Origin of the sequence: Amycolatopsis sp. WGS_07 (genome assembly GCF_045278895.1) — a bacterium.
GTDB lineage: Bacteria > Actinomycetota > Actinomycetes > Mycobacteriales > Pseudonocardiaceae > Amycolatopsis.
On the sequence record NZ_CP136053.1, the window covers coordinates 4,058,981 to 4,081,164 of the forward strand.

At 71.2% G+C, this 22,184-nt stretch carries 19 protein-coding genes and 1 other RNA gene; 15 read left to right on the forward strand and 5 right to left on the reverse strand.

Annotated elements, in window-relative coordinates; all coding sequences use genetic code 11:
* The first annotated feature begins 15 nt into the window (after window positions 1-15).
* From RPX00_RS19460 to RPX00_RS19475, 4 genes are all read left to right on the forward strand, one after another.
* Entirely contained in the window at window positions 16-834 is an 819-nt protein-coding gene (locus RPX00_RS19460; RefSeq protein WP_406641198.1) for a Nif3-like dinuclear metal center hexameric protein, read from the forward strand.
* 17 nt (window positions 835-851) lie between these two features.
* Window positions 852-1,589: a zinc ribbon domain-containing protein gene (locus RPX00_RS19465; RefSeq protein WP_406641199.1), complete on the forward strand. Its 738-nt coding sequence runs from the start codon at window positions 852-854 to the stop codon at window positions 1,587-1,589.
* Window positions 1,586-2,719, forward strand: a complete 1,134-nt coding sequence (locus tag RPX00_RS19470) for a bifunctional RNase H/acid phosphatase (protein WP_406641201.1) — start codon at window positions 1,586-1,588, stop codon at window positions 2,717-2,719. Before RPX00_RS19465 ends, RPX00_RS19470 begins: the two co-directional genes overlap by 4 nt.
* Before the next feature lie 182 nt (window positions 2,720-2,901).
* Complete coding sequence (locus RPX00_RS19475; RefSeq protein ID WP_406641202.1) at window positions 2,902-4,647, forward strand: hypothetical protein; 1,746 nt, start codon at window positions 2,902-2,904, stop codon at window positions 4,645-4,647.
* Here RPX00_RS19475 and RPX00_RS19480 read toward each other — a convergent pair.
* Window positions 4,644-5,822 carry an SLC13 family permease gene (locus RPX00_RS19480; RefSeq protein ID WP_406643011.1) on the reverse strand — a complete coding sequence of 393 codons (1,179 nt, stop codon included), beginning with the start codon at window positions 5,820-5,822 and terminating at the stop codon, window positions 4,644-4,646. The genes RPX00_RS19475 and RPX00_RS19480 overlap by 4 nt on opposite strands.
* Before the next feature lie 77 nt (window positions 5,823-5,899).
* Window positions 5,900-7,030 (reverse strand): dimethylsulfone monooxygenase SfnG, encoded by a 1,131-nt coding sequence (sfnG, locus tag RPX00_RS19485; RefSeq protein ID WP_406641204.1) that lies wholly within the window; start codon window positions 7,028-7,030, stop codon window positions 5,900-5,902.
* A gap of 109 nt (window positions 7,031-7,139) precedes the next feature.
* Between sfnG and rnpB the strand changes: the two genes are divergently transcribed.
* The 11 genes from rnpB (at window position 7,140) to RPX00_RS19540 (ending at window position 18,783) form a co-directional block, all read left to right on the forward strand.
* Window positions 7,140-7,533: RNase P RNA component class A (gene rnpB / locus RPX00_RS19490), an RNA gene on the forward strand.
* Between the two features lie 22 nt (window positions 7,534-7,555).
* Window positions 7,556-8,413, forward strand: a complete 858-nt coding sequence (locus RPX00_RS19495) for an SCO6745 family protein (protein ID WP_406641206.1) — start codon at window positions 7,556-7,558, stop codon at window positions 8,411-8,413.
* Window positions 8,414-8,894: 481 nt separating this feature from the next.
* Window positions 8,895-9,149: a hypothetical protein gene (locus RPX00_RS19500; protein ID WP_378308554.1), complete on the forward strand. Its 255-nt coding sequence runs from the start codon at window positions 8,895-8,897 to the stop codon at window positions 9,147-9,149.
* Between the two features lie 12 nt (window positions 9,150-9,161).
* Window positions 9,162-9,650 carry a hypothetical protein gene (locus RPX00_RS19505; RefSeq protein ID WP_406641208.1) on the forward strand — a complete coding sequence of 163 codons (489 nt, stop codon included), beginning with the start codon at window positions 9,162-9,164 and terminating at the stop codon, window positions 9,648-9,650.
* 3 nt (window positions 9,651-9,653) lie between these two features.
* On the forward strand, window positions 9,654-12,611 hold the full coding sequence (locus tag RPX00_RS19510) for an ATP-binding protein (RefSeq protein ID WP_406641210.1): 2,958 nt from the start codon (window positions 9,654-9,656) through the stop codon (window positions 12,609-12,611).
* 46 nt (window positions 12,612-12,657) lie between these two features.
* Complete coding sequence (locus tag RPX00_RS19515) at window positions 12,658-14,736, forward strand: magnesium transporter (RefSeq protein WP_406641212.1); 2,079 nt, start codon at window positions 12,658-12,660, stop codon at window positions 14,734-14,736.
* 3 nt (window positions 14,737-14,739) lie between these two features.
* Window positions 14,740-15,339 carry a hypothetical protein gene (locus tag RPX00_RS19520; protein ID WP_406641214.1) on the forward strand — a complete coding sequence of 200 codons (600 nt, stop codon included), beginning with the start codon at window positions 14,740-14,742 and terminating at the stop codon, window positions 15,337-15,339.
* A gap of 2 nt (window positions 15,340-15,341) precedes the next feature.
* On the forward strand, window positions 15,342-16,340 hold the full coding sequence (locus RPX00_RS19525; RefSeq protein ID WP_406643013.1) for a C40 family peptidase: 999 nt from the start codon (window positions 15,342-15,344) through the stop codon (window positions 16,338-16,340).
* A 121-nt stretch (window positions 16,341-16,461) separates the two neighbouring features.
* Window positions 16,462-16,992, forward strand: a complete 531-nt coding sequence (locus RPX00_RS19530) for a hypothetical protein (RefSeq protein WP_406641216.1) — start codon at window positions 16,462-16,464, stop codon at window positions 16,990-16,992.
* A gap of 1,290 nt (window positions 16,993-18,282) precedes the next feature.
* The gene (locus RPX00_RS19535; RefSeq protein ID WP_406641217.1) at window positions 18,283-18,561 is read left to right on the forward strand and encodes a hypothetical protein; all 279 of its coding nucleotides are present in this window, start codon (window positions 18,283-18,285) and stop codon (window positions 18,559-18,561) included.
* Window positions 18,562-18,585: 24 nt separating this feature from the next.
* On the forward strand, window positions 18,586-18,783 hold the full coding sequence (locus RPX00_RS19540; protein ID WP_037815747.1) for a hypothetical protein: 198 nt from the start codon (window positions 18,586-18,588) through the stop codon (window positions 18,781-18,783).
* A gap of 431 nt (window positions 18,784-19,214) precedes the next feature.
* Here RPX00_RS19540 and RPX00_RS19545 read toward each other — a convergent pair whose 3' ends face one another.
* The 3 genes from RPX00_RS19545 to RPX00_RS19555 are packed head-to-tail and all read right to left on the reverse strand — an operon-like array spanning window position 19,215 to window position 22,172.
* Complete coding sequence (locus RPX00_RS19545) at window positions 19,215-20,018, reverse strand: hypothetical protein (protein WP_406641219.1); 804 nt, start codon at window positions 20,016-20,018, stop codon at window positions 19,215-19,217.
* On the reverse strand, window positions 20,015-21,166 hold the full coding sequence (locus RPX00_RS19550) for an SMI1/KNR4 family protein (RefSeq protein WP_406641221.1): 1,152 nt from the start codon (window positions 21,164-21,166) through the stop codon (window positions 20,015-20,017). Before RPX00_RS19550 ends, RPX00_RS19545 begins: the two co-directional genes overlap by 4 nt.
* 46 nt (window positions 21,167-21,212) lie before the next feature.
* The gene (locus tag RPX00_RS19555) at window positions 21,213-22,172 is read right to left on the reverse strand and encodes an AAA family ATPase (RefSeq protein WP_406641222.1); all 960 of its coding nucleotides are present in this window, start codon (window positions 22,170-22,172) and stop codon (window positions 21,213-21,215) included.
* Between the last annotated feature and the right edge of the window lie 12 nt (window positions 22,173-22,184).

The window sequence follows — 22,184 nt, forward strand, 5'->3', positions numbered from 1 at the left end:
TGCGAGGATCCCCAGGTGCCTGCATTAGCCGAGATCATCGCCGTCCTCGAACGCAGTTACCCGCCCCGGCTGGCGGAAAGCTGGGACGCGGTCGGGCTCGTCTGCGGAGACCCGGCCGAGGACGTCCGCCGCGTGCTGTTCTGCGTCGACCCCGTCGAGGAAACGCTTGCCGAAGCCGAGGAAATCGGCGCGCAGCTGATCGTCGCGCACCATCCGCTGCTGCTACGCGGCGTGCACGGCGTCCCCGCGGACACCGCGAAGGGCTCGCTCGTGCACCGGATGATCCGCGGCGGCATCGCGCTCTACTGCGCGCACACCAACGCCGACTCGGCCGACCCCGGCGTGTCCGACGCGCTCGCCACGGCCATCGGGCTGGAGGTCGACCGGCCGCTCGACCCGCACGAACCCGGCGGCCGCACCGGGATCGGCCGGATCGGGCACCTGCCCGCCGCCGAGCCGTTCGCGCGGTTCGTCCAGCGGGTCGCGGACGCGCTGCCGGCAACCGTGCCCGGCGTGCTCGGTGCTGGCGACGCAGACCGGCCGATCCGCACCGTCGCGGTGTCCGGCGGCGCGGGCGACTCGTATCTCGCGAAGGCGACGGCCGAGGGCGTGGACGCGTACGTGACCGCGGATCTGCGCCACCATCCGGCCGGCGAACACCTCGCGTCCGGCGGAACCGTGCCCGCGCTGGTCGGCTTGACGCACTGGGCCAGCGAGTGGCCGTGGTGCGGACAGGCCTCGGCCCTTGTCGGCACGGCCTTTGCGGGTACCGTCGAAGCTCACGTCTCCACGCGGCGCACCGACCCGTGGACCATCCGCGCTACCGCCCAGTAACTAAATCAGGGAGCACAGTGAAGGCCGACCCCGCCGTCCAGCGTCAGCTGCTCGAACTCGCGAAGGTGGACGCTGAGCTTTCGCGCGTCACGCACCGCCGCCGCACCTTGCCCGAGCTTGCCGAGATCGAGGCCGGGGAGAAGACCGTCCGGGAGAAACGCGACGCGCTCGTGTCCGTGGAGACCGCGTCCTCGGACCTCGACCGGGAAATCGCCCGGCAGGAGAAAGAGGTCGAATCGGTGCGGGCGCGCGTGGACCGCGACCGCAAGCTGCTGGAATCCGGTTCGATCGGCGCCAAGCAGATGACCGACGTCGAGCACGAGCTGCAGACCCTCGGCCGCAGGCAGGGCGCGCTCGAGGACGACCTGCTGGAGCTGATGGAACAGCGCGAGGCACTGGGCCTGGACGCGCAGCGCACCAGCGCCGAGGTCGACAAGGCGGTGCAGGAGGTGCAGGCCGCCGAGGGCCGCCGCGACGAGGCGTTCAAGGACCTCGACACCACCGAGGCCCGGCGCAAGGAGGACCGCGCGAAGCTGCTGCCGCGATTCCCCGAGCCGCTGCTCAAGCTCTACACCCGGGTCTACGACCACAAGGGCATCGGCGCGGCGCTGCTGCGGGCTCGCCGGTGCGGCGCGTGCCAGCTCGAACTCGACCGCAACACCATCTCCGAGATCAAGGCCGCGGCCGAGGACAGCGTCGTGCAGTGCGACAACTGCGGCGCGATCCTGGTCCGCACGCTGGAGTCGGGCCTGTGACCGACCGGGTGATCGTCGAGGCCGACGGCGGCTCGCGGGGCAACCCCGGCCCGGCGGGCTACGGCGCGGTCGTGAAAGACGCGGCCACCGGCGAGGTGCTCGCCGAACGCCACGAATACCTCGGCATCGCCACGAACAACGTCGCGGAGTACTCCGGGCTCGTCGCCGGGCTCGCCGCGGCCGCCGAACTCGGAGCGTCCACTGTGGACGTCCGAATGGACTCGAAGCTCGTGGTGGAGCAGATGTCCGGGCGGTGGAAGATCAAGCACGCCGCGCTGCAGCCGCTGGCCGCGCAGGCGCGCGAGATCGCGGCGGGCTTCGACCGCGTCGGCTACACCTGGATCCCGCGCGCGGAGAACTCGCACGCGGACCGGCTCGCGAACGTCGCGATGGACAGCGCCGGGTCCGGGGCCACCGCGCCCGCTCCCGCGAAAGCCAAGGCCAAGGTCGTCGAACCGGACCGGGTGTCCCCGGCGGGCTGGACCGGAGCCCTCGGCACGCCGACCAAACTGCTCCTGCTGCGGCACGGCCAGACCGAGATGTCGGTCGACCGCCGCTACTCCGGGCGCGGCGACGTCCCGCTCACCGAACACGGCCGGGGACAGGCCGCCGCGGCCGCGAAACGGCTGGCCGCGATGCCGGGGCTGATCGGCGAGGACGGCGAACCCGCTCCGATCGTCGCCTCGCCGCTGATCCGCACCAAGCAGACCGCGCAGGCAGTCGCCGACGCGCTCGGCGGCCGGGTCGAGACGCATCCCGGCCTCATCGAGACCGACTTCGGCGAATGGGAGGGCCTCACCTTCGGCGAGGCCGCGAAGCGGGATCCGGAACTGCACCGCTGCTGGCTGAGCGATTCGTCGTGCCCGCCGCCCGGCGGCGAGAGCTTCGACGCGGTCCACGAGCGGGTCGGCAAGGCCCGCCGCGACCTGGTCGAACGCTACGACGGGCGCACGGTGGTCGTGGTCAGCCACGTGACGCCGATCAAGACCCTGCTGCGGATGGGGCTCGACGCCGGGCCGTCGCTGCTGTTCCGGCTGCACCTCGACCTGGCGTCGCTGTCGATCGTCGAGTTCTACCCGGACGGCAACGCCTCGGTCCGGCTGGTGAACGACATCTCGCATTTGTCCTGAACCGGACATTTGTGAGGTGGATCACGCTCGGGGATGACGTGTGAACCGGCCCGGATGAGGTATTGGCTAGAGTGCGGTGTCGACCGCGGCGCCGCGGCGCAGGTCCCGGCCGGGACTTCAAGGGGGGCGCAGGCTCGTGCGTTTCTTCGGCAGAATCCGCAAGTGGAAACAGTGACGAGGACATGACGGCTAGCGCACTCACCGCAGTATCCGAGCCCGACCTGCCGGGGGAGGAGACGTCCGGCCCGCCTGCGCGGTTCAGGCTCAGCTGGCTGGCGTCGACGCTGGCGGTGCTGGCCGGCGTGGCCGCGGTCGCGTGGCACGCCACCCGCTACGGGCACTGGATCGTCGACGACGCGGCCATCACGTTCTCCTACTCGCGCAGCGTCGCCGAGGGGCTCGGCCCGGTGCTGGCCCCCGGCGCGCCGCCGGTGGAGGGCTTCTCCGACCCGACCTGGATGATCCTGCTCGCGCTGGGCAAGGTCGTCGGCCTGTTCGACCACGGCCTGCTGTTCGGCATCCCGGACTACGTGCTGTTCCCCAAGCTGCTCGGCCTGTTCTTCACCGCGGGCATCCTGGTGCTGTGCCATCTGGTGGCCCGTCAGGTGTTCACCCGGCACGCGTGGGCGATCACGCTGGCCACCGGCCTCGGGCTGGCGGCGATCCCGTCGTTCGTGATCTGGGTCGTCTCCGGCCTCGAGAACTCGCTGTTCGCGTTCTTCATCACCGCGCTCGCCGCGCTGGTGTTCACCGCGCTGCGCAAGGAAAACCCGCTGTCGTTCAAGGTCGCGATCGGGGCGGGCGTGCTCGTCGCGGCGGCCGCGCTGACCCGGCCGGAGGGCCTGATCTACGCCAGCGCGTACCCGATTGTCCTGCTGTTCGGCGTGAGGCGCGAAGGGTTCTGGCGCAGCTTCCGGTCCGCGCTGGTGTCCATCGCGGCCTTCGCCGTGCTGTTCGGCGGCTACGTCATCTGGCGCTACACGGAATTCCACCGGCTGCTGGCCAACCCGTCGGTCGCGAAGAAGCAGGGCCTGCCCACCTTCGCCTCGATCATCCGGCCGCACCAGCTGGTCGAGTACGCGGGCATCGCGCTGACGCTCGTGCTGCTCGCCGTGGTCGTCTGGGCGCTGGTCAAGGCACCGTGGCGGCGTCCGCTGCTCGCGCTGGTCACGCCGCTCGTGCTCGGCGTCATCGCGTACGGCGTGATGGTGCCGGACTGGATGGCGCAGTACCGCTTCGCGACGCCGGTGTGGGTGCTCGGCACGCTGTGCGGCGTCATGGCGGTCGCCGAGCTGCTCCGCACGCTGCCGCAGGTGCGCTGGCGGGCGCTCGGGGCGGTCGTGCTCGTGGCCGCGTCGGTCCCGTCGGCGATCGGCTTCGTGCAGCAGTCCGACGAGTTCATCAAGGCCCCCACCGTGCCGGCGTGCCTGATCGCCGACCGGTTCGGCCGCGGCTTCAACACCTACGCCGACATGCTCGGCCTCCAGCAGGCGTCGCTGCTGCTGCCGGACCTCGGCGGCTCGTCGATGACCAGCCGGCTCGAACTGGTCGACATGGCCGGACTGGTCAACGCGCCGATCGCGGACCTCACGCACAAGGAAGACATCGCCGGCCTGCGCGACTACGTGTTCGACACGGTGAAGCCGACCTTCATCCACTCGTGGGGCCCGTGGGCGGACGGCAACGAGATCAGCATCGACCCGCGCGTCGACCGGGACTACGTTCCGATTCTGGTGTACCCCGGCCCGGGCAAGCGCCAGGGCGACTTCGTCCGCAAGGACGCGGTGACCGACCCGGCGAAGCTGGCGGCGGTGCAGCATTATGCGCAGGTCACGATGATGAACGTGGAGGCGCAGCGGTTCGGCGACGGTCTCGACGACTGCGGCCCGACGCTGTCCCGCGGCAGCACGATCGCGCCGCGCGGCTAGAGCACCAGCCACAACGCACACGTCGCCGCTGCCAACGACAGCGGTGTCGTGAGCGCGCCGAGCTTCAGGAACTCGCCCACTGGCGGGTGTTGTCCATGCCGGACGACGACGCGGCGCCACAGCAGCGTCGCGAGCGAGCCGAGGTACGTCGCGTTCGGGCCGATGTTCACGCCCAGCAGGACGGCGAGCAGCACGCCCTGATTCGGGTGCGGGCCGAGGACGGACAGCAGGATCAGCGTCGCGGGCAGGTTGTTGACCACGTTCGCCAGCACGGCCGCGATGGCCGCGGTGAGCAGCAGTTCGGGCAGTCCGGCCGTCGTCGGCAGGATCGTGTGCAGCAGTCCGCCGAGGACGTGTTCGTTGACCGCCTCGACGACCACCGCGAGGGCGAGCACGAAGAGGATCAGCAGCGGAGACGCTTCGGTGATCACCTGCCACGGCCGGATCTTCCGTTCCGCCAACGCCTTCGCGGTCAGGACGAGTGCGGTCAGCGCGGCGATCCAAACCGGCTCGACGTGCACCAGTTCCCCGGTCGCGAAACCGGCCAGCATGACCGCCAGCACCACCAGGGTGAAGACCGGCGCTTCGCGGTGTTCCGGCTGACGGATGCTCGGCGGTTCGCGGAGGTCCTTGCGGAAGAACCAGGCGAAGGCAGCGAGTTCGACGGCGAGGGTGACCAGCCAGGGCAAGGCCATCAGCGCGGTGAACCCGGCGAAGGTGAGACCGGAGGCGGTGAAGGCGAGCAGGTTGGTGAGGTTGGAGACCGGGAAGAGCGTCGAGGCCGAGTTGGCCAGGTGGGCGCAGGCATAGACGTGCGGACGCGCGGTGAGCTTCAGTTCCGCCGCGGTCGCGAGGACGACCGGGGTCAGCAGCACGACGGTCGCGTCGAGGCTGAGCACGGCGGTGACGATCGCTGCCGCGGCGAAGGTGAGCAGCAGGAGCCGAGGTTGTCGGCCGCGGCAGATTTCAGCGAGTTCGCCGCCTAGCCAGGTGAAGACTCCTTCCGCCGCCGCGAGGTGGCTGACCAGCAGGATCGCGGCGAGAAAGCCCATGGTGGGCAGCATCTGGACGACCCGTTCGCCTGCTTCGTGCGGCGAAGTCAGGCCGAGCGCCAGTACGACGCCGGCGGCGGGGACCGCGAAGACGGCTTCGGGGAGGCCGCGCGGGCGCGCCATGGCGAACCAGAGCGTTCCTGCCAGCAGGAGCAGGGACAGGGGAGCGTTCACCCCTGAACGCTAGACGGCGCGTCGGGTCAGATCCCCGCCGGTTCCGGGACTCCCGCGCCGCGCTCCAGCACCCGCTCCTTCTCGCGGATCACCGGCAGCACCGCCCGGCCGAAGTGCTCGACATCCTCCAGATAGTGCAAAAACCCGAGCAGCAACAGGTTCGCGCCGCGCTTTTTGTACTCGATCGCCCGGTCCGCGATCTGTTCCGGAGTCCCGATCAGACCGGTCCGGAAACCGTCGTTGTACTGCACGAGGTCCGCGAACTCCGAATCCGCCCACATGCCCTTGGCGTCCGAAGTGGACTTCCCGGCCTGCGCGACCGCCGAGCGGAATCCTTCGACGGCGGGCACGTTCGCCTTCGCCACGATCTCCCGCAACACCTCGCGTGCCTCGGCTTCGGTCTCGCGGGCGATCACGAAGCCGTTGAGTCCGAAGCGAACCGCGTGGTCGTTCTCGGCGGCATACCCGCGCACCTCGTCGACCTGCTCGCTGAACCCGGCGAAATCCTTGCCATTGCTGAAATACCAGTCCGAAACGCGACCGGCCAGCTTGCGCGCCGCCGTCGAGTTGCCGCCCTGGAAGACCTCCGGATGCGGCCGTCCCGGTCCGGCGACCGGCTTGGGCTTGATGTCGAAATCGTGCACCCGGTAGAAATCGCCGCGGAATTCGGCGTGGTCGTCGGTCCACAATTCCTTGAGCACACGGATGAATTCTTCCGAGCGCCGGTAGCGCTCGTCGTGTTCGAGCCAGGGCTCGCCGAGACCGGTGAACTCGTCTTTGAACCAGCCGCTGACCACGTTCACCGCGGCGCGGCCGCCGGAGATGACATCGGCGCTGGCGACGAACTTCGCGAGCACGCCGGGCTGCCACAGTCCGGGATGGACGGCCGCGATGACCTTCAGCCGCTGCGTCGCGAGCAGCAGCGCCAGGCTGAAACCGGTGGATTCGTGCTGGTAGGCGGCCCCGTAGCTGGCCGTGTAGCGGACCTGGGTGAGCGCGTAGTCGAAGCCGTTGTTCTCGGCGAGCACGGCCAGGTCGCGGTTGTACTCGTAGCCCCAATCGGTGCGCTGTTCGATGTCGCTGGTGACCAGGCCGCCGCTCACATTCGGGACCCAGTAAGCGAATTTCAGGGGTTCGGACAGTTCTGGTGCGGACATGGCGGGAGTGAAACAGCGGCCGGGAAAGGGGTCAACGCGCGTCCACGCGGTGGAATGTGCCAACCCGTGCCGGGGCCGCGCCGTCTCCCGGGTAGGCTGTTTCGGCGGACGAGCTGGCAGGACGGTCGCGGCCCGGGTTCTCCCGGTCCGAGGAAAGTCCGGACTCCGCAGGGCAGGGTGGTTGCTAACGGCAACCCGGGGCGACCCGCGGGACAGTGCCACAGAAAACAGACCGCCTCCGTCCCCGGACGGGGGTAAGGGTGAAACGGTGGTGTAAGAGACCACCAGCATCCCGGGTGACCGGGATGGCTCGGTAAACCCCACCCGGAGCAAGGCCAAGAGGGAGCATCGCTCCTGCGCAGGCGATCGAGGGCGGCCCGTCCGATGCCTGCGGGTAGGCCGCTGGAGCCTGCCGGCGACGGCAGGCCGAGATGGATGACCGTCGCCCGGTCCGCCGCGAGGCGGCCCGGGAACAGGATCCGGCTTACATGCCAGCTCGTCCGCCCGATCGCTACGATCGGGCGCATGGGTCAAGCCGTCGCCGCCGCTGTCGCCTTCCGGACCACTTTCGACGCTCTGCACGCCCCCGTCTACTTCGCGCCCGAGACTCAGCAGCGGCTCGCCGCCGCCGGGCTCAAACCGGGGTCGATGACGTACTTCGCCAGCCGCGCCGCGGCCATGGGCCTGGTCGGGCCGGGTACGGTCACCGCCGCCTTCTACAGCTTCAGCCCCAGCCTGATCGCCCACTTCGTCCCGCGGGTCTGGACCATCGCCACCCCCGAAACAGTCCTCGAAGCCCGGCTCGCCGCCGTCGACGAGATCTACCGCCGTCTGTTCGGCGACGAGACGCTCGCGTCCGCTGAGGTCGCCGAAGCCGCCGCGCTCGCCCGCGAAGCCACCGAGGGCTGCCGTCCGGAGGGCCGCCCGCTCTACGCCGCCCACGCGGACCTGGCGTGGCCCGAACAGCCGCACCTTGCGCTCTGGCACGCGGTCACGCTGCTGCGCGAACATCGCGGAGACGGGCACGTCGCCGCGTTGACGGTGCACGATCTGTCCGGCCTCGACGCGCTGGTCACGCACAGCGCGACCAGCAACGGCACCCCGCCGGACACCGCCAAGCGCACCCGCGGCTGGAGCGACGAGGAGTGGGCCGCGGCCGCGGAGAGGCTGACGCTCGACGGAATCCTCGACGCGGACGGCGCGCTCACCGAACGCGGACTGGACCTGCGCGAGCGCGTCGAGACGGCGACGAACGAGGCGGCGCGCGGCCCGTGGCGGCACCTCGGCGAGGAGAAGACGGCACGGCTCGAGCAGCTGTGCGCCGCGCTCAGCCGCCGGGTGATCGAGGCGGGGGCCATCCCGAGCGCGGCGTTCCGGGCCTGACCGGCGAGACGGTCCGGAGCTGCCCGGGATCACGCTTTGTAGTGAACAAATGCGCACATCGGACGTGATGGTGACCGTTATCGCATCAGAGAGTGATCAATTCCGGATTGTTTTCCACACCGGTTGTCACTCACCGGACTCGCGGCGGAACGCCGATCAGGGCATGCCACACTGGTGCCTGCCCGACACGCCGGTCCGGGGCGCACCGAGAGTGAGCGCCGCGCGTTTTGCGGAGCCGCTCCGCCGGAACACTGCGCAATCCGGGTGGCTTGGGTTATTCCGGAGCACCCTTGCCACGATGATGGAGGGCGAGCAATCCTGACCATCGGACCGCAGCACCCCGCCCGTGAACCACAAGTCGACATCCACCGATATCTACGCAGCGCGCTTTGACCATTACCCCTTGTAACGCCATGATGGTGTTCGTAGCTTCGCCGAAGCCAGAACAGCACGGCGCCAGCCGTGCACCGGGAGTATCGCGATGACCAGCATGACCGCCCTCGCCGACGGCCTCAGCACCGGCAACGTCCGGACCTGGCTGCTCGACAACATCATCCCGCTCGTGCTCCTCGCGGTGGCGCTGCTGCTGTTGTGGCTGGGCGGCGGCAAGGGCGACAACGCGGGGGTCATGCGGCGGCTCGCCGGCGTGGTCATCGCGCTCGCGATCATCGGGCTCGCGGTCAGCGGCGCGGGCGTGAACGTGGGCCAGTGGATCGCCGGCCTCTTCACCGGCTGAGGCGGAGCAGGCGTGCGGATCAGGACCGATGACGAGGTGTACCGGGTCGATGCCGTCTGGCTCGGCCCGCCGAAGGCGACTTTTCCCTGGCGAGCCCGCTACGTGGCGTGGCTCGTCGGCATTCCGGTCTTCCTGGTCGTGCTCACCGTGGAGCGGTGGGTCGGCTGGAGTTTCGGGTTTTTCTCCACGGCGTGGGCGTTCGTGGCCACGATCGTGATCACCAGGCTGATCACCGCCAAGATCAGCCACGAGCGCCCGCTGGGCGCGGTGATCGCGATGATGGGCCAGGAACTGCGTGCGCCGCGCGAGCGGACCTCGGGCACCGGCGGCGCGGTGAGCGCCAGCCGGGTCCGGGTGCGGGCGCAGCGCCCGCTGCCGAAGCACAAGAGAAGGCGGCAGTACCAGCACCGCGACGTGCGTCGCGGTGCGGGCACGAGGGCCGGGAATCAGGGAGCACCACGAGCGCGCCGGAGCCGCCCCGCGGCTCGGGCCGGGAGGTAGTCGTTGTTCGGTCGCGGCGGAAGCCGAGGGAAACGGGAGCAAGACGTCCCTGCCGGCGCGTGGAACGCGCCACCGCAGGGCCGTCCGCCGTCCAGCGCCAAGAACTCCGGCGGCAAGGGCCGCCGGCTGCCCGGTGAACAGGCGATACCGGCGTACACGCCGTCGATCGCCGCGCGCAGCATCGACGGCCATCTGCTGCGGACCGGGTACGAGGTGTACGCCTGGTACCGGCTCGCGCCGCAGCGCTGGTCGTTCCGTTCCGATTCGCAGCGCCGCGACCTGATCGCGGCCATCGCGGGCCAGTACGCCGAACTCCAGGGCCGCTGGCTGCACCTGCGCGTCACCAACCGGCCGTACCCGATCCGGATGTGGGCCGAGGCGCACGTGCACAACGCGGTCGGCAGGCCGAACGACGTGCCCGGCGCGCTGTCGTTCGACGACTACCTGATCGGCGAGCAGCAGCAGCTGATGGGCCGCTCGATGGCGGAAAAAGAGGTCTACCTCGGCGTCCAGGTGCAGACCCGGCGCATGGTGGACCGCGCGGTCGAACGCGCCGCGCCGGTGCTGCGCCGGATCCTGCCCGAGGCGGTCGACGCCGAACTGGCCGCGCTCGACTCCGAGATCGAGCACCTCGACCAGATCATCGGCAGCGCCGGGCTGGAGGGCCGCCCGGTGCACGCCGAGGAGATGTCCTGGCTGATGCACCGCTCGTGCTCGCTCGGCCTGCCCGCCCCGCGGAACATGCCCGCGGTGCCGGGCGCGGCGTGGGAGCCCGAGGACCTCGCCAGCTTCACCGACGCGGCGGACTTCCACGCCGACCCGTACGCGCCCACGGTCACCGTGCGCGGCCGGACCGGGTCCAACGCCGGGGTGTCGCGGCATCTCGCGGTGCTCACCGTCGGCCAGATGCACGGGCTGCAGATCCCCGAGGTCGACGACCCGTGGATCCAGCACGCGGACCGGCTGCCGGCGGCGGTCGAGGTGTCCGCGCGGATCTACGTGCGGCGTCCGGAAGAGGTGTCCGGCGAACTGCAGCGGCAGATGAACAAGGTCCGCTCGCAGGTCAAGCACTACACCGACGAGCACGAGCTGGAACCGCCGCAGTCGCTGGCCCGCCAGGCCGGCCGGGTGCTGGAGATCGACGACGAGATGACGTCGGGCTTCACCGCGCTGGCCACGCGCGTGCGGTCGTGGTGGCGCCTCGCGGTGTCGGGCCCCACCGAACGCGACGCGCTGCGGCTGGCCCAGCAGCTGCTCGACCTGTACAAGCCGAAGATCGCCATCGAGCATCCGGAAGCGCAGTACGCGATGGCCCGGGAGTTCATCCCGGGCGAACCGCTGGCCTCGGGCGCGTACATGCGCCGCGGTTCGGTGGTGTGGACGGCCTCGGCGGTGCCCACCGCGACCGCGGAGGTCGGCGACCGGCGCGGCATCCTGCTCGGCGAAACCGTCACCGCGACCCGGCGGCCGGTGGCCTGGGACCCGTGGATGGCGCAGGAGATCCGCGACGGCTCTGGCCTCACCGCGATGGTCGCCGGGCTGGGCGGCGGCAAGTCCTTCCTCGGCGGCGGCATCGTCTACAAGACGCTGCGGGCCGGGGCGCACTGGACGATCCTCGACCCGTCCGGCCCGCTGTCGCGGCTGTGCGACCTGCCGGAGATCCGGCCGTACGCGCGGCCGATCAACCTGCTCAACGCCCAGCCGGGCATCCTCAACCCGTACCGGGTGGTCGCCGATCCGCTGATCGAGCACTTCATGGACGAGGAGGACCCGGAGCGCTCGTGGCGGCGCGAGAAGGCGCTGGCCGGCGCGACCCGGCGGCGGCTGGTGCTGGACGTGCTCACCGGCGTGCTGCCGTACGAGGTGTCGCGGATGGCGCAGACCCGGATCGTGCTGCTGCGCGCGGTCCGCGCGGTCGGCGGCCGGTTCGACGCCGACCCCGGCCAGGTCATCGACGCGCTGCGGCGGGATTCGAGCGAGCACCACGAGCACGCGGTCGTGGTCGCGGACTTCCTGGACGAGATGCGCGAGCGGATGGCGCTGCTGATCCCGGAAACCGACGCGGACCCGTACTCCGAGACCCGCGACGACCGGATGACCGTGCTGACCATGGCGGGGCTGACCCTGCCGAAGGACGGCGTGCCGCGCGAGTACTGGACCGACGCCGAATCGCTCGGCGTGGAGATGCTGAACCTCGCGGCGTGGCTGACCCAGCGGTCGGTGTACGAGAAGCCGAAGGAACTGCGCAAGGGCGTCTGGATCGACGAGGCGTTCTTCCTGTCCGAGGTGCCGACCGGGCGCGTGCTGATGAACCGGTTCGCGCGTGACTCGCGGAAGTGGAACGTCCGGGTGCTGCTGTCGTCGCAGATCCCGGCGGACTTCCTGAAGATCCAGGGTTTCGTGGCGCTGCTGGACTCGGTGTTCGTCGGCAGGCTCGACGACGACGATGCCCAGGCCGACGCGCTGCGGCTGCTGAAGGTGCCGGTCGGCGTGGGCTACGAGCAGGTCGTCGCCGCGCTCGGCCGCCGCCCTGGAGCCCAGCGCGGGCTGGAGCGCGACATGGAGCCCCGGCAGTTCATCTTCGGCGACGGCGCCGGCGGCGTGGAACGCATCCGCGTCGACTTCTCCGGTCCGCATCTCGACCCCCTGCGCGCGGTCATGGACACCACCCCGGGTTCGCCCGACGCGCGCGGCAAGCCTGGCAGCGACCTCGTGGTACCCCACGAGGACGAGGCCAAGCCGTACGTCCCCGCCCCACCGGAGGACGACGAGCTGGAACACGACTTCGAACTCCAGGCGGAACTCGAGGTCGGTCTCGCCGACGAGCAGCTGCTGGGCTCGCCGGACCCGCTCGCTTCCGAAACCGGCGAGGTGGAGGGTGCAGTGCGCAACGGACAGCAGGAGGACCGGCACGCCCGCGCCGGCGGCAAGGGCGGCGGCACCGGCAGGGATGCCGCGTGAACCCCGCTGATCCGGACCGGCCGGCGCCGGTCGTGAGGAGGCCTGCGTGAACACCGTCTTCACGCTGGCGTTCGTCCTCGCGTTCGCCGCCGGCTGGCACGCGCTGCGCAAGCGCGTCAAGGAAGGGCCCAAACCGGGCGGCCGCCGCCCGAGCAGGCGGGCGTCGCTGCTGGCCGTGGTGGCGGTGATCGGGCTGCAGACGGTGCTGTTCGCCCCGTCGGCGAACGCGGCGGCGTGCGGGGAATCGCCGAATCCGGAGCGGCCGGGCGCGGGCATGGTCGGCGCGCTCGACCCGCCCGAGGGGCACGGCGAGCCCGGCAGCGCCTACATCGACTACAGCTACGCGGGCACGGTCTGGAACACCTACCAGACCAACTGCACCGCCCTCTCGGCCATCGCGTCCCCCAGTTCGACCATCGACACCTGGGCCGGGAACCAGCTGTTCAACGTCGGCAAGAACATCGTCGGCGCCACGAACTCACTGCACTACACCGTCCTCGAAGGCGGGTTGCTGAACCCGATCTACAACGCGGTGAAGTCGGGCGCGGAGAAGGTCTACAACAACATCTACGCGCAGCTGTTCGGCCTGGTCGCGCTGATTCTGTCGATCATGCTGTTCCGCAACATCTGGCGCGGCGACCTCGCCGGGGTCAGCAAGCGGGCGCTGTACGCGATGGCCGGTGTCTGGCTGGCCGCCTCGTCGCTGGCGATGCTGAGATATTTCGATCCGATCGACAAAGCGATCGTCCAGACCACCACGAACATCCAAGCCGGGTTCGTCGACTCGTCGCAGAACCGGATCGTGCGCGACATCCTGCCCACGGACCTGCACAACCAGGTGGTCTACGACAACTGGCTGCGCGGCGAGTTCGGCTCGCCCACCGCTCCGCAAGCCCAGCAGTACGGCAAGCCGCTTCTGGACGCGCAGGCGTTCACGCGCGATCAGCTGGTGAATGGGGACGACGGCAAGCAGAACGTCGTCGATGCCAAGAAAGCCGCCTTCAAGGACATCTCCACCAAGCTCGGCCCCGCCACCGGCTACTTCACCGGCGAGGCGGGCGGCCGGACCGGCGCCGGGTTCCTCGCGCTGGGCCAGAGCCTCGTCTACTCGCTCTTCCAGCTGCTGGCCAAGGCGTCCGTGCTGCTCGCGCAGGTGCTGATCCGCCTGTTCGCGCTCACCGCGCCGTTGATCGGCCTGGTCGCGCTGCTCAACCCGGAGATCCTGCGCCGCGTGCTCAAGGTCGCCGGCGGCATCGCGTTCAACCTGGTCGTGCTGTCGGTGCTGGCCGGCGTGCACGCGCTGCTGCTGCAGGCGATCTTCGCCGCGGGCGACGGGCTCAACCTGCTCACCAAGATGGTTCTCGCCGGGCTCATCACGGTGCTGCTGTTCCTCGTCGGCCGCCCGGTGCGGCGGCTGTGGCAGATGGTCGAGATGTCGGTCAGCATGGTCGGCGGCGCGGTGCCGTCGCCGGGCGGCGGGCTGTTCTCCCGGTTCCGCCGGAAGAACGAGCCGACGCCGCAGGACCAGTTCTGGCAGAACGTCCGCGACACCGACGACGTCGTCGACGGCGACCAGCGCGGCCCGATCGGCGCGACGGTCGGCGGCGGCCGGTACCGGCCCGAGGCGGCGGTGTTCGCCAGCTCGCAGCGGCTCGACAACGGTTCCCGGGCGGCCCGGCCCGCCGCGGCCTGGTCGGGTGCGCCGTGGCCGGGAGCGGTCGGTCCCGCGCAATCCGCCGTGGGCGCGCTGCCCGCGGGCGGCGGGGGCGGTGCGCCGGTGTTCGGCCAGTACCACCCGGTGGCCGGTGCGCCCGGCGACTACGTGATGGCAGGCGGCCGGTGGCCGGTCAAGGAAAGCCGTCAGGTCGACACGTCCCCGATCGCCGACCGGAGGTGGAGCGACGAGCCGGAGCCGGTGGTCGTCCCGTCGCGGATGAGCGCGCCCGATCGCGGGTATTCGGCCCCGGCCCCGGACCAGCCCGGGTTCACGGTGCCGACGCAGGGCATCCGGGCCCAGCCGCGCCGGGTGGATCCCGAGGTCGTGGCCGGGAAACCGGTGTTCGTGCTGTACCGCCCGTCGCGCGGCATCGAGGTCCGCGACACCGACCAGGTCATGGGGCGGTGACCGATGCCGATCCGCACCAACCGCGGCCGGACCGCGGTGTACCGCCGCCTGTGGGGCTTCCCGCTCCGCTCGCCCCGGCATCTCGTGGGCACGCTGGTGTTCCTCGCGCTGCTGATCACCGCGCTGGGCATCGGCCTGCCGAAGGTGCTGGGCAAACCGGCGACCGCGCAGCCCGGCGGCGCCCCGGCGAACTCTTCGGCCGCGCCGCACACCGGCGTCGCGGCTCCGGTGCCGAGCACTGAAACCCTGCCCACCCGGCTGTCCCAGCCGCTGGTCACTCCGACGTCGGCGCCCCCGAATCCGGAGGCGCTGAACGTCGCGAAGCAATGGGCGACCGCCTGGGTGCGCCATCCGGCGGGCATCTCGAACGCCGACTGGCTCAACGGGATGCGGGCGCTCACCACCGACGAGTACCTCCCCGTCATGTCCACTGTGGACCCCGCGAACATCCCGGCGACGAAGGTCACCGGCGATCCGACAGTCGCGCAGTCCTACTCCAGTTCGGTCAAGGTCGTGGTCCCCACCGACGGTCCGAAACTCAGCATCACCGTGGTCAAAACCAGCGCGGGATGGCGAGTGTCGGACTACGACCAGGCGAGCTGACCGTGAAGCTGGCCATCCTCGTCTCGGTGGTGATCGCCGCCGTTTTCGCCACGGTGCTCACCACCAACGTCGTGCAGAAGGCGGTGACCGACCAGCAGCAGGCCGCGGCCGGCGGGATCGCGCTGACCTCGTGCGACGCCGCGATCGGCCCCACCCAGCCCGGGCAGCCGGAGCAGGGCGGGTCGGACGCGGCCGAACTCGACCAGGAATCGCGCAACACGGTTTCGCTCATCATCTCGATCGGCAAGCAGCGCAGCCTCGCGCCGCGCGCGTGGCAGGTCGCGATCCAGGCCGGGATGACCGAATCGCGGCTGCACAACGTGAACTACGGCGACCGCGACTCGCTCGGCATCTTCCAGATGCGCCCGTCGATGAACTGGGGCAGCCCGGCGCAGGTCACCGACCCGAACTACGCGATCAACAAGTTCTTCGACGTCCTGCTCGGCGTCCCGGACTGGGAAAACCTGCGCCCCGGCGACGCGGCGCAGCGGGTCGAGCGGTCCGGGTTCCCGGATCGCTACCACCGCTGGGAGGCCATGGCGGCCTCGCTGGTGCAGAACATGGGCCAGATCGCGGACGTGGTCGGCTGCGGCCAGGGCATGGGCGCCGCGCTGCCGCCGAGCCAGGCCGCCGCGCAGGCGATCAAATTCGCGCTCGGCGAGCAGGGCAAGCCCTACATCTGGGGCGCGACAGGCCCGGATTCCTACGACTGTTCCGGCCTGATGCTGCGCGCCTACGAGTCGGCGGGCGTGATCCTGCCGCGCGTGTCGAAGGACCAGTACAAGGCGGGCGCGATGCTGCCGGTGCGCGAAGCGCAGCCCGGCGACCTGATTTTCCTCGCCAACGACCCGGCCGACCCGACGACCATCCACCACGTCGCGATGTACCTGGGAGACGGCAAGATCGTCGAGGCGCAGCAGACGGGCGTCCCGGTGCACATCCGCCCGTTCTCGTTCGACGAGAACCAAGTCGTGCCGCAGGCGGTGCGCCCCGGCGTCTAGCATGGGTGCGGGAGGCACCGGCTCTTGACCCGCGGTGACTCGGTACCGCGGGTCCGGATTCACCCCGAAGTCGCGGCCTGTCCACGAGCACGTGGCCGCGCGCTGGCAGAGGATGGCACACGTGGCACGGAAATTCGGCAAGCGCGGCAAGGCAGGCCAGAGCGAGCCCCAGGACCCGGCGGCGTTGTTCGGCGCACCGCAGCCGCCGCGCCAGTCCGCGCACCCCGCGTCCAGCACCCCGCTGGCGGACCTGCTGAACCAGGGCATGCCCGGCGTCGACGGCGGGTACGTCGTGCTGCCCCGTTCGCTGGCCGAGGGCATGTCGCTGCCGTGGCAGCAGCAGATGGCGGCCCTGCTGGCCCAGTTCCACGGCGAGCACGCCCGGCTGTCGTGGCCGGTCTACCGGGTCGTGCCGTCCCGCTACGAGCGCCTGGTCGATCTCGACGAGGAGCAGCTGGCCGAAGCCGGCTACCTGGTGGAGATGGATGCCGAGGGCGAGATGGTCTACCGGGAGCGCAGCGGCCGGAAGGTCCAGGACCCGGACCGGACGACCGTGCTGGTGTCCTGCTTGGACCCGATTCCCCGGCCCGCTTCGGCGGGCCCCGCGGGGAGGCGCCGCCGGTCGGCCCGCTGGCCGCCCCGGTGCCGATGAACATCGGCCCGGCTCCGGTGTGGCGCTCGGCCGGCGGCGAGGGCGGGCCGGGTCCTGCTGGCCCCGCTGGTCCTGCCGGTGGCGGGCCTGCCGGTGGCGGTCCTGCTGGTCCCGCTGGTCCTGCCGGGCCTGCCGGTGGCGGTCCGGTGCAGGGGCCGCCGAACACCGGCCAGGCACCGCGTCCGCCGGAGGAGGTGCGGCCGCCCGCTCCCGAGCCGGTGACGAATGGCCAGGCCAAGGCTCCGGTGGCGGAGCCGACGTCGGCCGCGCCGGAAGAGCCAGAGCCTGCTGCTGGCTCGGCGACTGCCGAGGAGCCGGTTCCTCCGCGCGACTCGGATGCCGCTCAGCCCGCACCGGCGAGTCCGGACCCCCAGCAGCCCGATCCGCAGCTGAGGGCGAGGCAGTCGTGGCAGCCGAAGCCGTACGTCCACGAGCCGAGGCAGCCCGCCCGCCCGGCGGAAGCGTTGCCGCCACAGGGAAATCCGGCGCACGGCCGACACGAGGCCGCTCCGGACACTCCCGCGGCGACAGGGTGGCAGGGGCAGAATCCGGCGTCGGCGCAGGTTTCTCCGAGGCAGGCTCCTCAGCCCGGAGTGCAGCCGCCCGTTTCCGGGACACCGCAACAGGTTCCGCCGACGCCTCCTGCCGCGCCGGTCACGGAGCAGCCGACGGACCAGCCCGGCAGGTCGCAAGCGCTTCCGCCTGCGAATCCTCCTGCGGCGGAGCCGCAACCGCCGTCGCAACCGAGCGTGCCAGCGAATCCTCCCGCTGCGGCGCCGACTCCTCCTGCTGCTGCGCAGCAACCCCGGCACCGCCGCATCCACAAGTGAATCCTCCTGCCCCGGCTCAGCCGAGCGTGCAGCCGGAGCCGCCAGCGGACGCCCCTGCATTGGCAGTGCACGAGGATTCGTCCGCCTCCGGCGCGCAACCGGCCGAGCAGCAATCCCCGGCTCGACCGATTCCCCCATCGAACCCGCCTGCAGCACCGGCGCAGCAACAGGTTCCGTCCGCCTCCGGCGCGCAACCGCCTGTGCAGCAGCCCCCGGCGCAGTCGCTTCCGTCAGCTGCTCCTCCCGCAGCGGCGACGCAGCAACCCTCGGCTCAGCCGCATCCCCCGGCGCAGCCACCTGCCCCTGGCCCGCAACAGCCGCCGCCCGCGCAGCAACCTCCGGCCCAGCAGGCAGACCCGTCCGGAACGGCACAGCCGACCACGGGGGTTCCTTCCAGCTGCCGCAGCCCAGCGGCCGCCGGAGGTCTTCCGAGACGGGGCCGGACGGGCGTCCGCTGCCGGTGTTCCCGGGGCAGGAGACCGGGACGTCCGGGCCGCCGCCGTCGCGGACGTACCGGGACGAGCTGCCGGTCTTTCCCGGCAAGGCGCCGGCCGTGCCGCCGGTGCCGGACTACCACGCGCCCTCCCCGGCGGACGACGCGGCGACCCCGCCTCGCGGCATCCCCGTTCCGGACAACCGCGGGTGGTTCGACGAGCACCCCGACCACGAGGACGACGGCCCGTCCGACTTCGGGCCCACCGGGCAGCCCACCGAGGTCCCGTTCCGCTGGCGCAAGTGAGCGGCGAAGTGTCAGGCTGAACCCATGTCTGACGACCCGAACCCGGACCAGGGCTGGTACTACAACACCCGGACCCACGAAGTCGAGCACCTCGAACGCAGCCGCGGAGTCGACCTCCTCGGCCCCTACCCGGACGAGGCCACGGCCCGCCGCGCGCTCGATATCGCTCGCGAGCGCACCCGCCAGGCCGATGCCGCCGATCGTTCGTGGGACGGCGACTGACCCTGGTGCGGAGAGCCGGGCCGTGGCGTTCTCGGCCCCTGCCCCGGCTCGCCATCGCCCCGGAGCGCGTCCGTCCGGCTGGTGCACGCCGGGCAGCGGTTGATGGGCCTCGGCTTGCCATGGCCCGGGAGGGACCGGTGTCGCCGGACAACGGCTGATGGGTGCGAAAAGCGGGCCGTGGTGTCCTCGGCCTTGCCCCGGCACGCCATCGCCCGAGCGGCACCCGTCCGGCCGGTGCAGCGTAGCTGACCGGTGCGGAGAGCCGGGGCGTGGCGTTCTTGGCCCCGACTCGCCATCGCCCCGGAGCGCATGCGGCTGGTCCACGCCGGGCAGCGGTTGATTGGTGTGGAGAACTGGGTCCTCAGCTCCGGCTAGCCCGCGAGCGCCGTCCGGCCGATCCCGCCGCACGGGCTGAGGCGAGCCCCGGCAAGTCAAGCGGGGAGGAGCGGTCCACCGCGCGGCTGGCCCCACAACTGCAGCAGGCACCCGGCTTCCGCGGTGTGGAACCGGAGCCGGTAGTCCCCGTGGCCGGCGGGCAGCGGCGGCAGCGGCAGGGTCCGTCCGGCCAGTTCGCGCAGGACGACGTGGCCGGAGTGGAAGCGGCAGCTCAGTTCCGCGAACTGGGCATACGACTGGTCGGGGCCCGGGTCCGAGGGGGCGAGGACCACGGTCAGCGGAAGGTCGCCGTCGGGGAGCGGGGGCCAGAACAGGGCCGCGCCGGGGACCGCGTCGATCAGGGTCGCGGAGTCGGCGGACGGCGGGGCCGGCAGGATGTCGCCGAGCGGACGGTCCCGGTCGAGGAGCATGAACTGGCCTGCCCGGACGCGCAGCAGGAAATCCAGGCGTTCGGTTCGCGCGGTGGCGCGCCGGTCGGGGGCGAGGTCCTCGGGGAGGCCGTCGGGGAAGCCGTGTTCGGCCAGGTATTCGGCGAGTTCGGCGTCGGTCACCTGGCGGGCGCGCTCGGCGAGGCCGGGGACGTCTCCCGGTGCTGGACGCTCGTATTTGCTGAGGACCGCCACGTGGCCCGCGCCTTCGGGCAGGGGGCCTTGCCATTGGCTGACCGAGACCGTCCCGCAGACGCGGCAGGCGTCCCGCCGGATGTGGACGGTTCCGCCGGACGCGTCGGTCCGTGTTTCGGTTGGTTCCAGGGCGAAGTCGGGGAAGTCGTGGGGGCTGCCGCAGGCGCTCAGGATCTGGTCCATCGCGACGTCTTCCCGGGTCGGGACGGGTCTCATCGGTCACCTCGGGGTTGCGTCAGCAGTGCGCGGCCGCGTTCGGGGGTGAGGGTCGCGGCCAGCACTGGGTCGGCGAGCAGGGCGACCGGGGCGATGTGGTCGGCGGACCGGGGTCGCCACTGCGCCATAGCTGTCCGGATGGCCTGCCACAAGGCGTCCGGGTCGTCCGCGTGTTCGGCCAATGCCGTTCTGACCAAACGGTCGAACGGCGGATTGCCGAAGCTCGGGCGGTCGCGCCGTAGCCGGGCCTGGCCTTCGCCGATGGCGAGCTGGATTTCCGGACGTTCGCCGTACATCGCCGTCTGCAGCACCGAGCGGTGATAGTCCGTCGCGGAGCGCGCGTGCTCGGTCAGCAGCCAGGGCATGAGTTCGTCGGTGAACAGCGGATCGGCGAGAAAGCCGTCCGGCGCTTGGTACAGCAGGCGGCTGAGCGACTGGCTGGCTTGGTACTCCTGGCCGAGCAGCAGTTGTAGCTGGGCGAGCAGGACCGTGGCCCGGTCGCGGCCGAACTCCTCGGCTTGTGCGAGCACGTCCGCGGCACCGTCGATGTCACCGGCGAGAATGGCGAGCCTGGCCTGTTCGACCTTGGCGTCCCACGCGTCGCGGGTCTCGCCTTCCGGCTTGCGCATCTGGTGAAACTCGGCGTACAGGCTCTCCATCAACGCGGTGAACGACGCGAACCGAGTGGGCGGCTCAGCGCGCCAGGAGAACAGGCTGTACGCCGCCCACTCGCCGGACTCGTCGACGTCGCCCGGGTCGAGGAACAGGATCCCGGCGTCGGCGTCGCGCGAGATCAGCAGGCCTCGGCTGAACTTGTTGCCCCCGCCGGGATCCGGTTCGTCGTCGGAGAGTTCTTCCCACTCTTCCCAGTACGGCTCGATGTCCCGCAGCCATCCGACGTCGGTGGTGTCCCGCAGGCGCCAGACGAAGGACCCGGCGTCCCGCCAGCCGTCCGTCGTCAGCAGGAATTCCCGGTAGGACGGCGGCAGCGCCTGTCCCAGCCGGGCTTCCGTCGCCGCGACCGTCTCCGCGCTCGCCGGGGCGAAGCCGAGCCAACGATCGCGCAGCACCTCTGGATCGAGTTCGCCGGGCTCCGCGCTCTGGACCCACTCCGCGCTCCACCGGGACAGCCATGGTCGCCAATCCATGGCGGCCATTATGTCGGCGGGGCTTCGTCCGGCGTCGCGGTTTCCGCTATCCCGCCATCGCCGCCGGATCCAGGACGAATTCCGGATCCACCTGCTCCGCCAGATCCGTTCCCGCGCGCCCGTTGCCCCAGGCTCGCGCGTTGCGCAGGTGGAATTCCACTCCCTGCCGCTGGTACCGCGCCCAATCCCGCGGCGTCGCGTCGACCTGAGCCTGCATCGCGGTCAGCGTCGCCAGGTTGCGCGGCTCCAGTTCGCCGATCGGCCGGATGGTGCCGCGTTCGGCGGCCCGGACGTGGCCGGACGTGGTCAGCCAGCCCAGCAGCGCCGTACCCAGCTGTTCGGTCAGGAAGTCGACGTCGTCGCTGTCGGTGACCTTGTTGCCTACGGCCACCAGGTGAACTCCGAAGTCCCGGGCGTGATCCGCGTACTGCCGGTAAACGCCGACGCTGCGCAGGGTCGGTTCGCACACCAGGAACGTCACGTCGAAGCGCGTGAACAGGCCGGAGGCGAACGCGTCGGCCCCGGCGGTCATGTCCATCACGACGTACTCGTCCGTGCCGTCCACCAGGTGGTTCAGCAGCAGTTCCGCGGCGCCGACCTTCGAGTGGTAGCACGCGACGCCGAGGTCGTCCTCGTCGAACTGGCCGGTGACGCCCAGCCGGACCCCGCCGAGCGGGCGGAAGCAGGCGTCGAAGATCGGGTTGTCCTCGAAGGGGCGCACGAGGCGCGAGCCCCGGCCGGGCGGGGTCGTCTTGATCATCGCGTCGGCGGACGGGATCCGCGGGTTGTCGCCGCGCAGGTACTCCTTGATCAGCGGCATGTTGTCACCGAGCGTCGGCCACGCCAGTGCCTGCTCCTCGGTCGCGCCGAGGGCGACCGCGAGGTGCTGGTTGATGTCGGCGTCGATGGCCAGCACCGGTTTGCCCGCGGCGGCCAGGTGGGCGACGAACAGCGACGAGAGCGTGGTTTTCCCGCTGCCGCCCTTGCCGACGAACGCGATCTTCACCGATTCGGCCCC

What these genes read in the sequence shown, in the direction of transcription:
- RPX00_RS19475 (WP_406641202.1), top strand. Translation starts at nt 2,902, where the DNA reads ATGACGGCTAGCGCACTCACCGCAGTATCCGAGCCCGACCTGCCGGGG.
- RPX00_RS19480 (WP_406643011.1), bottom strand. Translation starts at nt 5,822, where the DNA reads ATGGCGCGCCCGCGCGGCCTCCCCGAAGCCGTCTTCGCGGTCCCCGCC.
- sfnG (WP_406641204.1), bottom strand. Translation starts at nt 7,030, where the DNA reads ATGTCCGCACCAGAACTGTCCGAACCCCTGAAATTCGCTTACTGGGTC.
- RPX00_RS19495 (WP_406641206.1), top strand. Translation starts at nt 7,556, where the DNA reads ATGGGTCAAGCCGTCGCCGCCGCTGTCGCCTTCCGGACCACTTTCGAC.
- RPX00_RS19500 (WP_378308554.1), top strand. Translation starts at nt 8,895, where the DNA reads ATGACCAGCATGACCGCCCTCGCCGACGGCCTCAGCACCGGCAACGTC.
- RPX00_RS19520 (WP_406641214.1), top strand. Translation starts at nt 14,740, where the DNA reads ATGCCGATCCGCACCAACCGCGGCCGGACCGCGGTGTACCGCCGCCTG.
- RPX00_RS19540 (WP_037815747.1), top strand. Translation starts at nt 18,586, where the DNA reads ATGTCTGACGACCCGAACCCGGACCAGGGCTGGTACTACAACACCCGG.
- RPX00_RS19545 (WP_406641219.1), bottom strand. Translation starts at nt 20,018, where the DNA reads ATGAGACCCGTCCCGACCCGGGAAGACGTCGCGATGGACCAGATCCTG.
- RPX00_RS19550 (WP_406641221.1), bottom strand. Translation starts at nt 21,166, where the DNA reads ATGGATTGGCGACCATGGCTGTCCCGGTGGAGCGCGGAGTGGGTCCAG.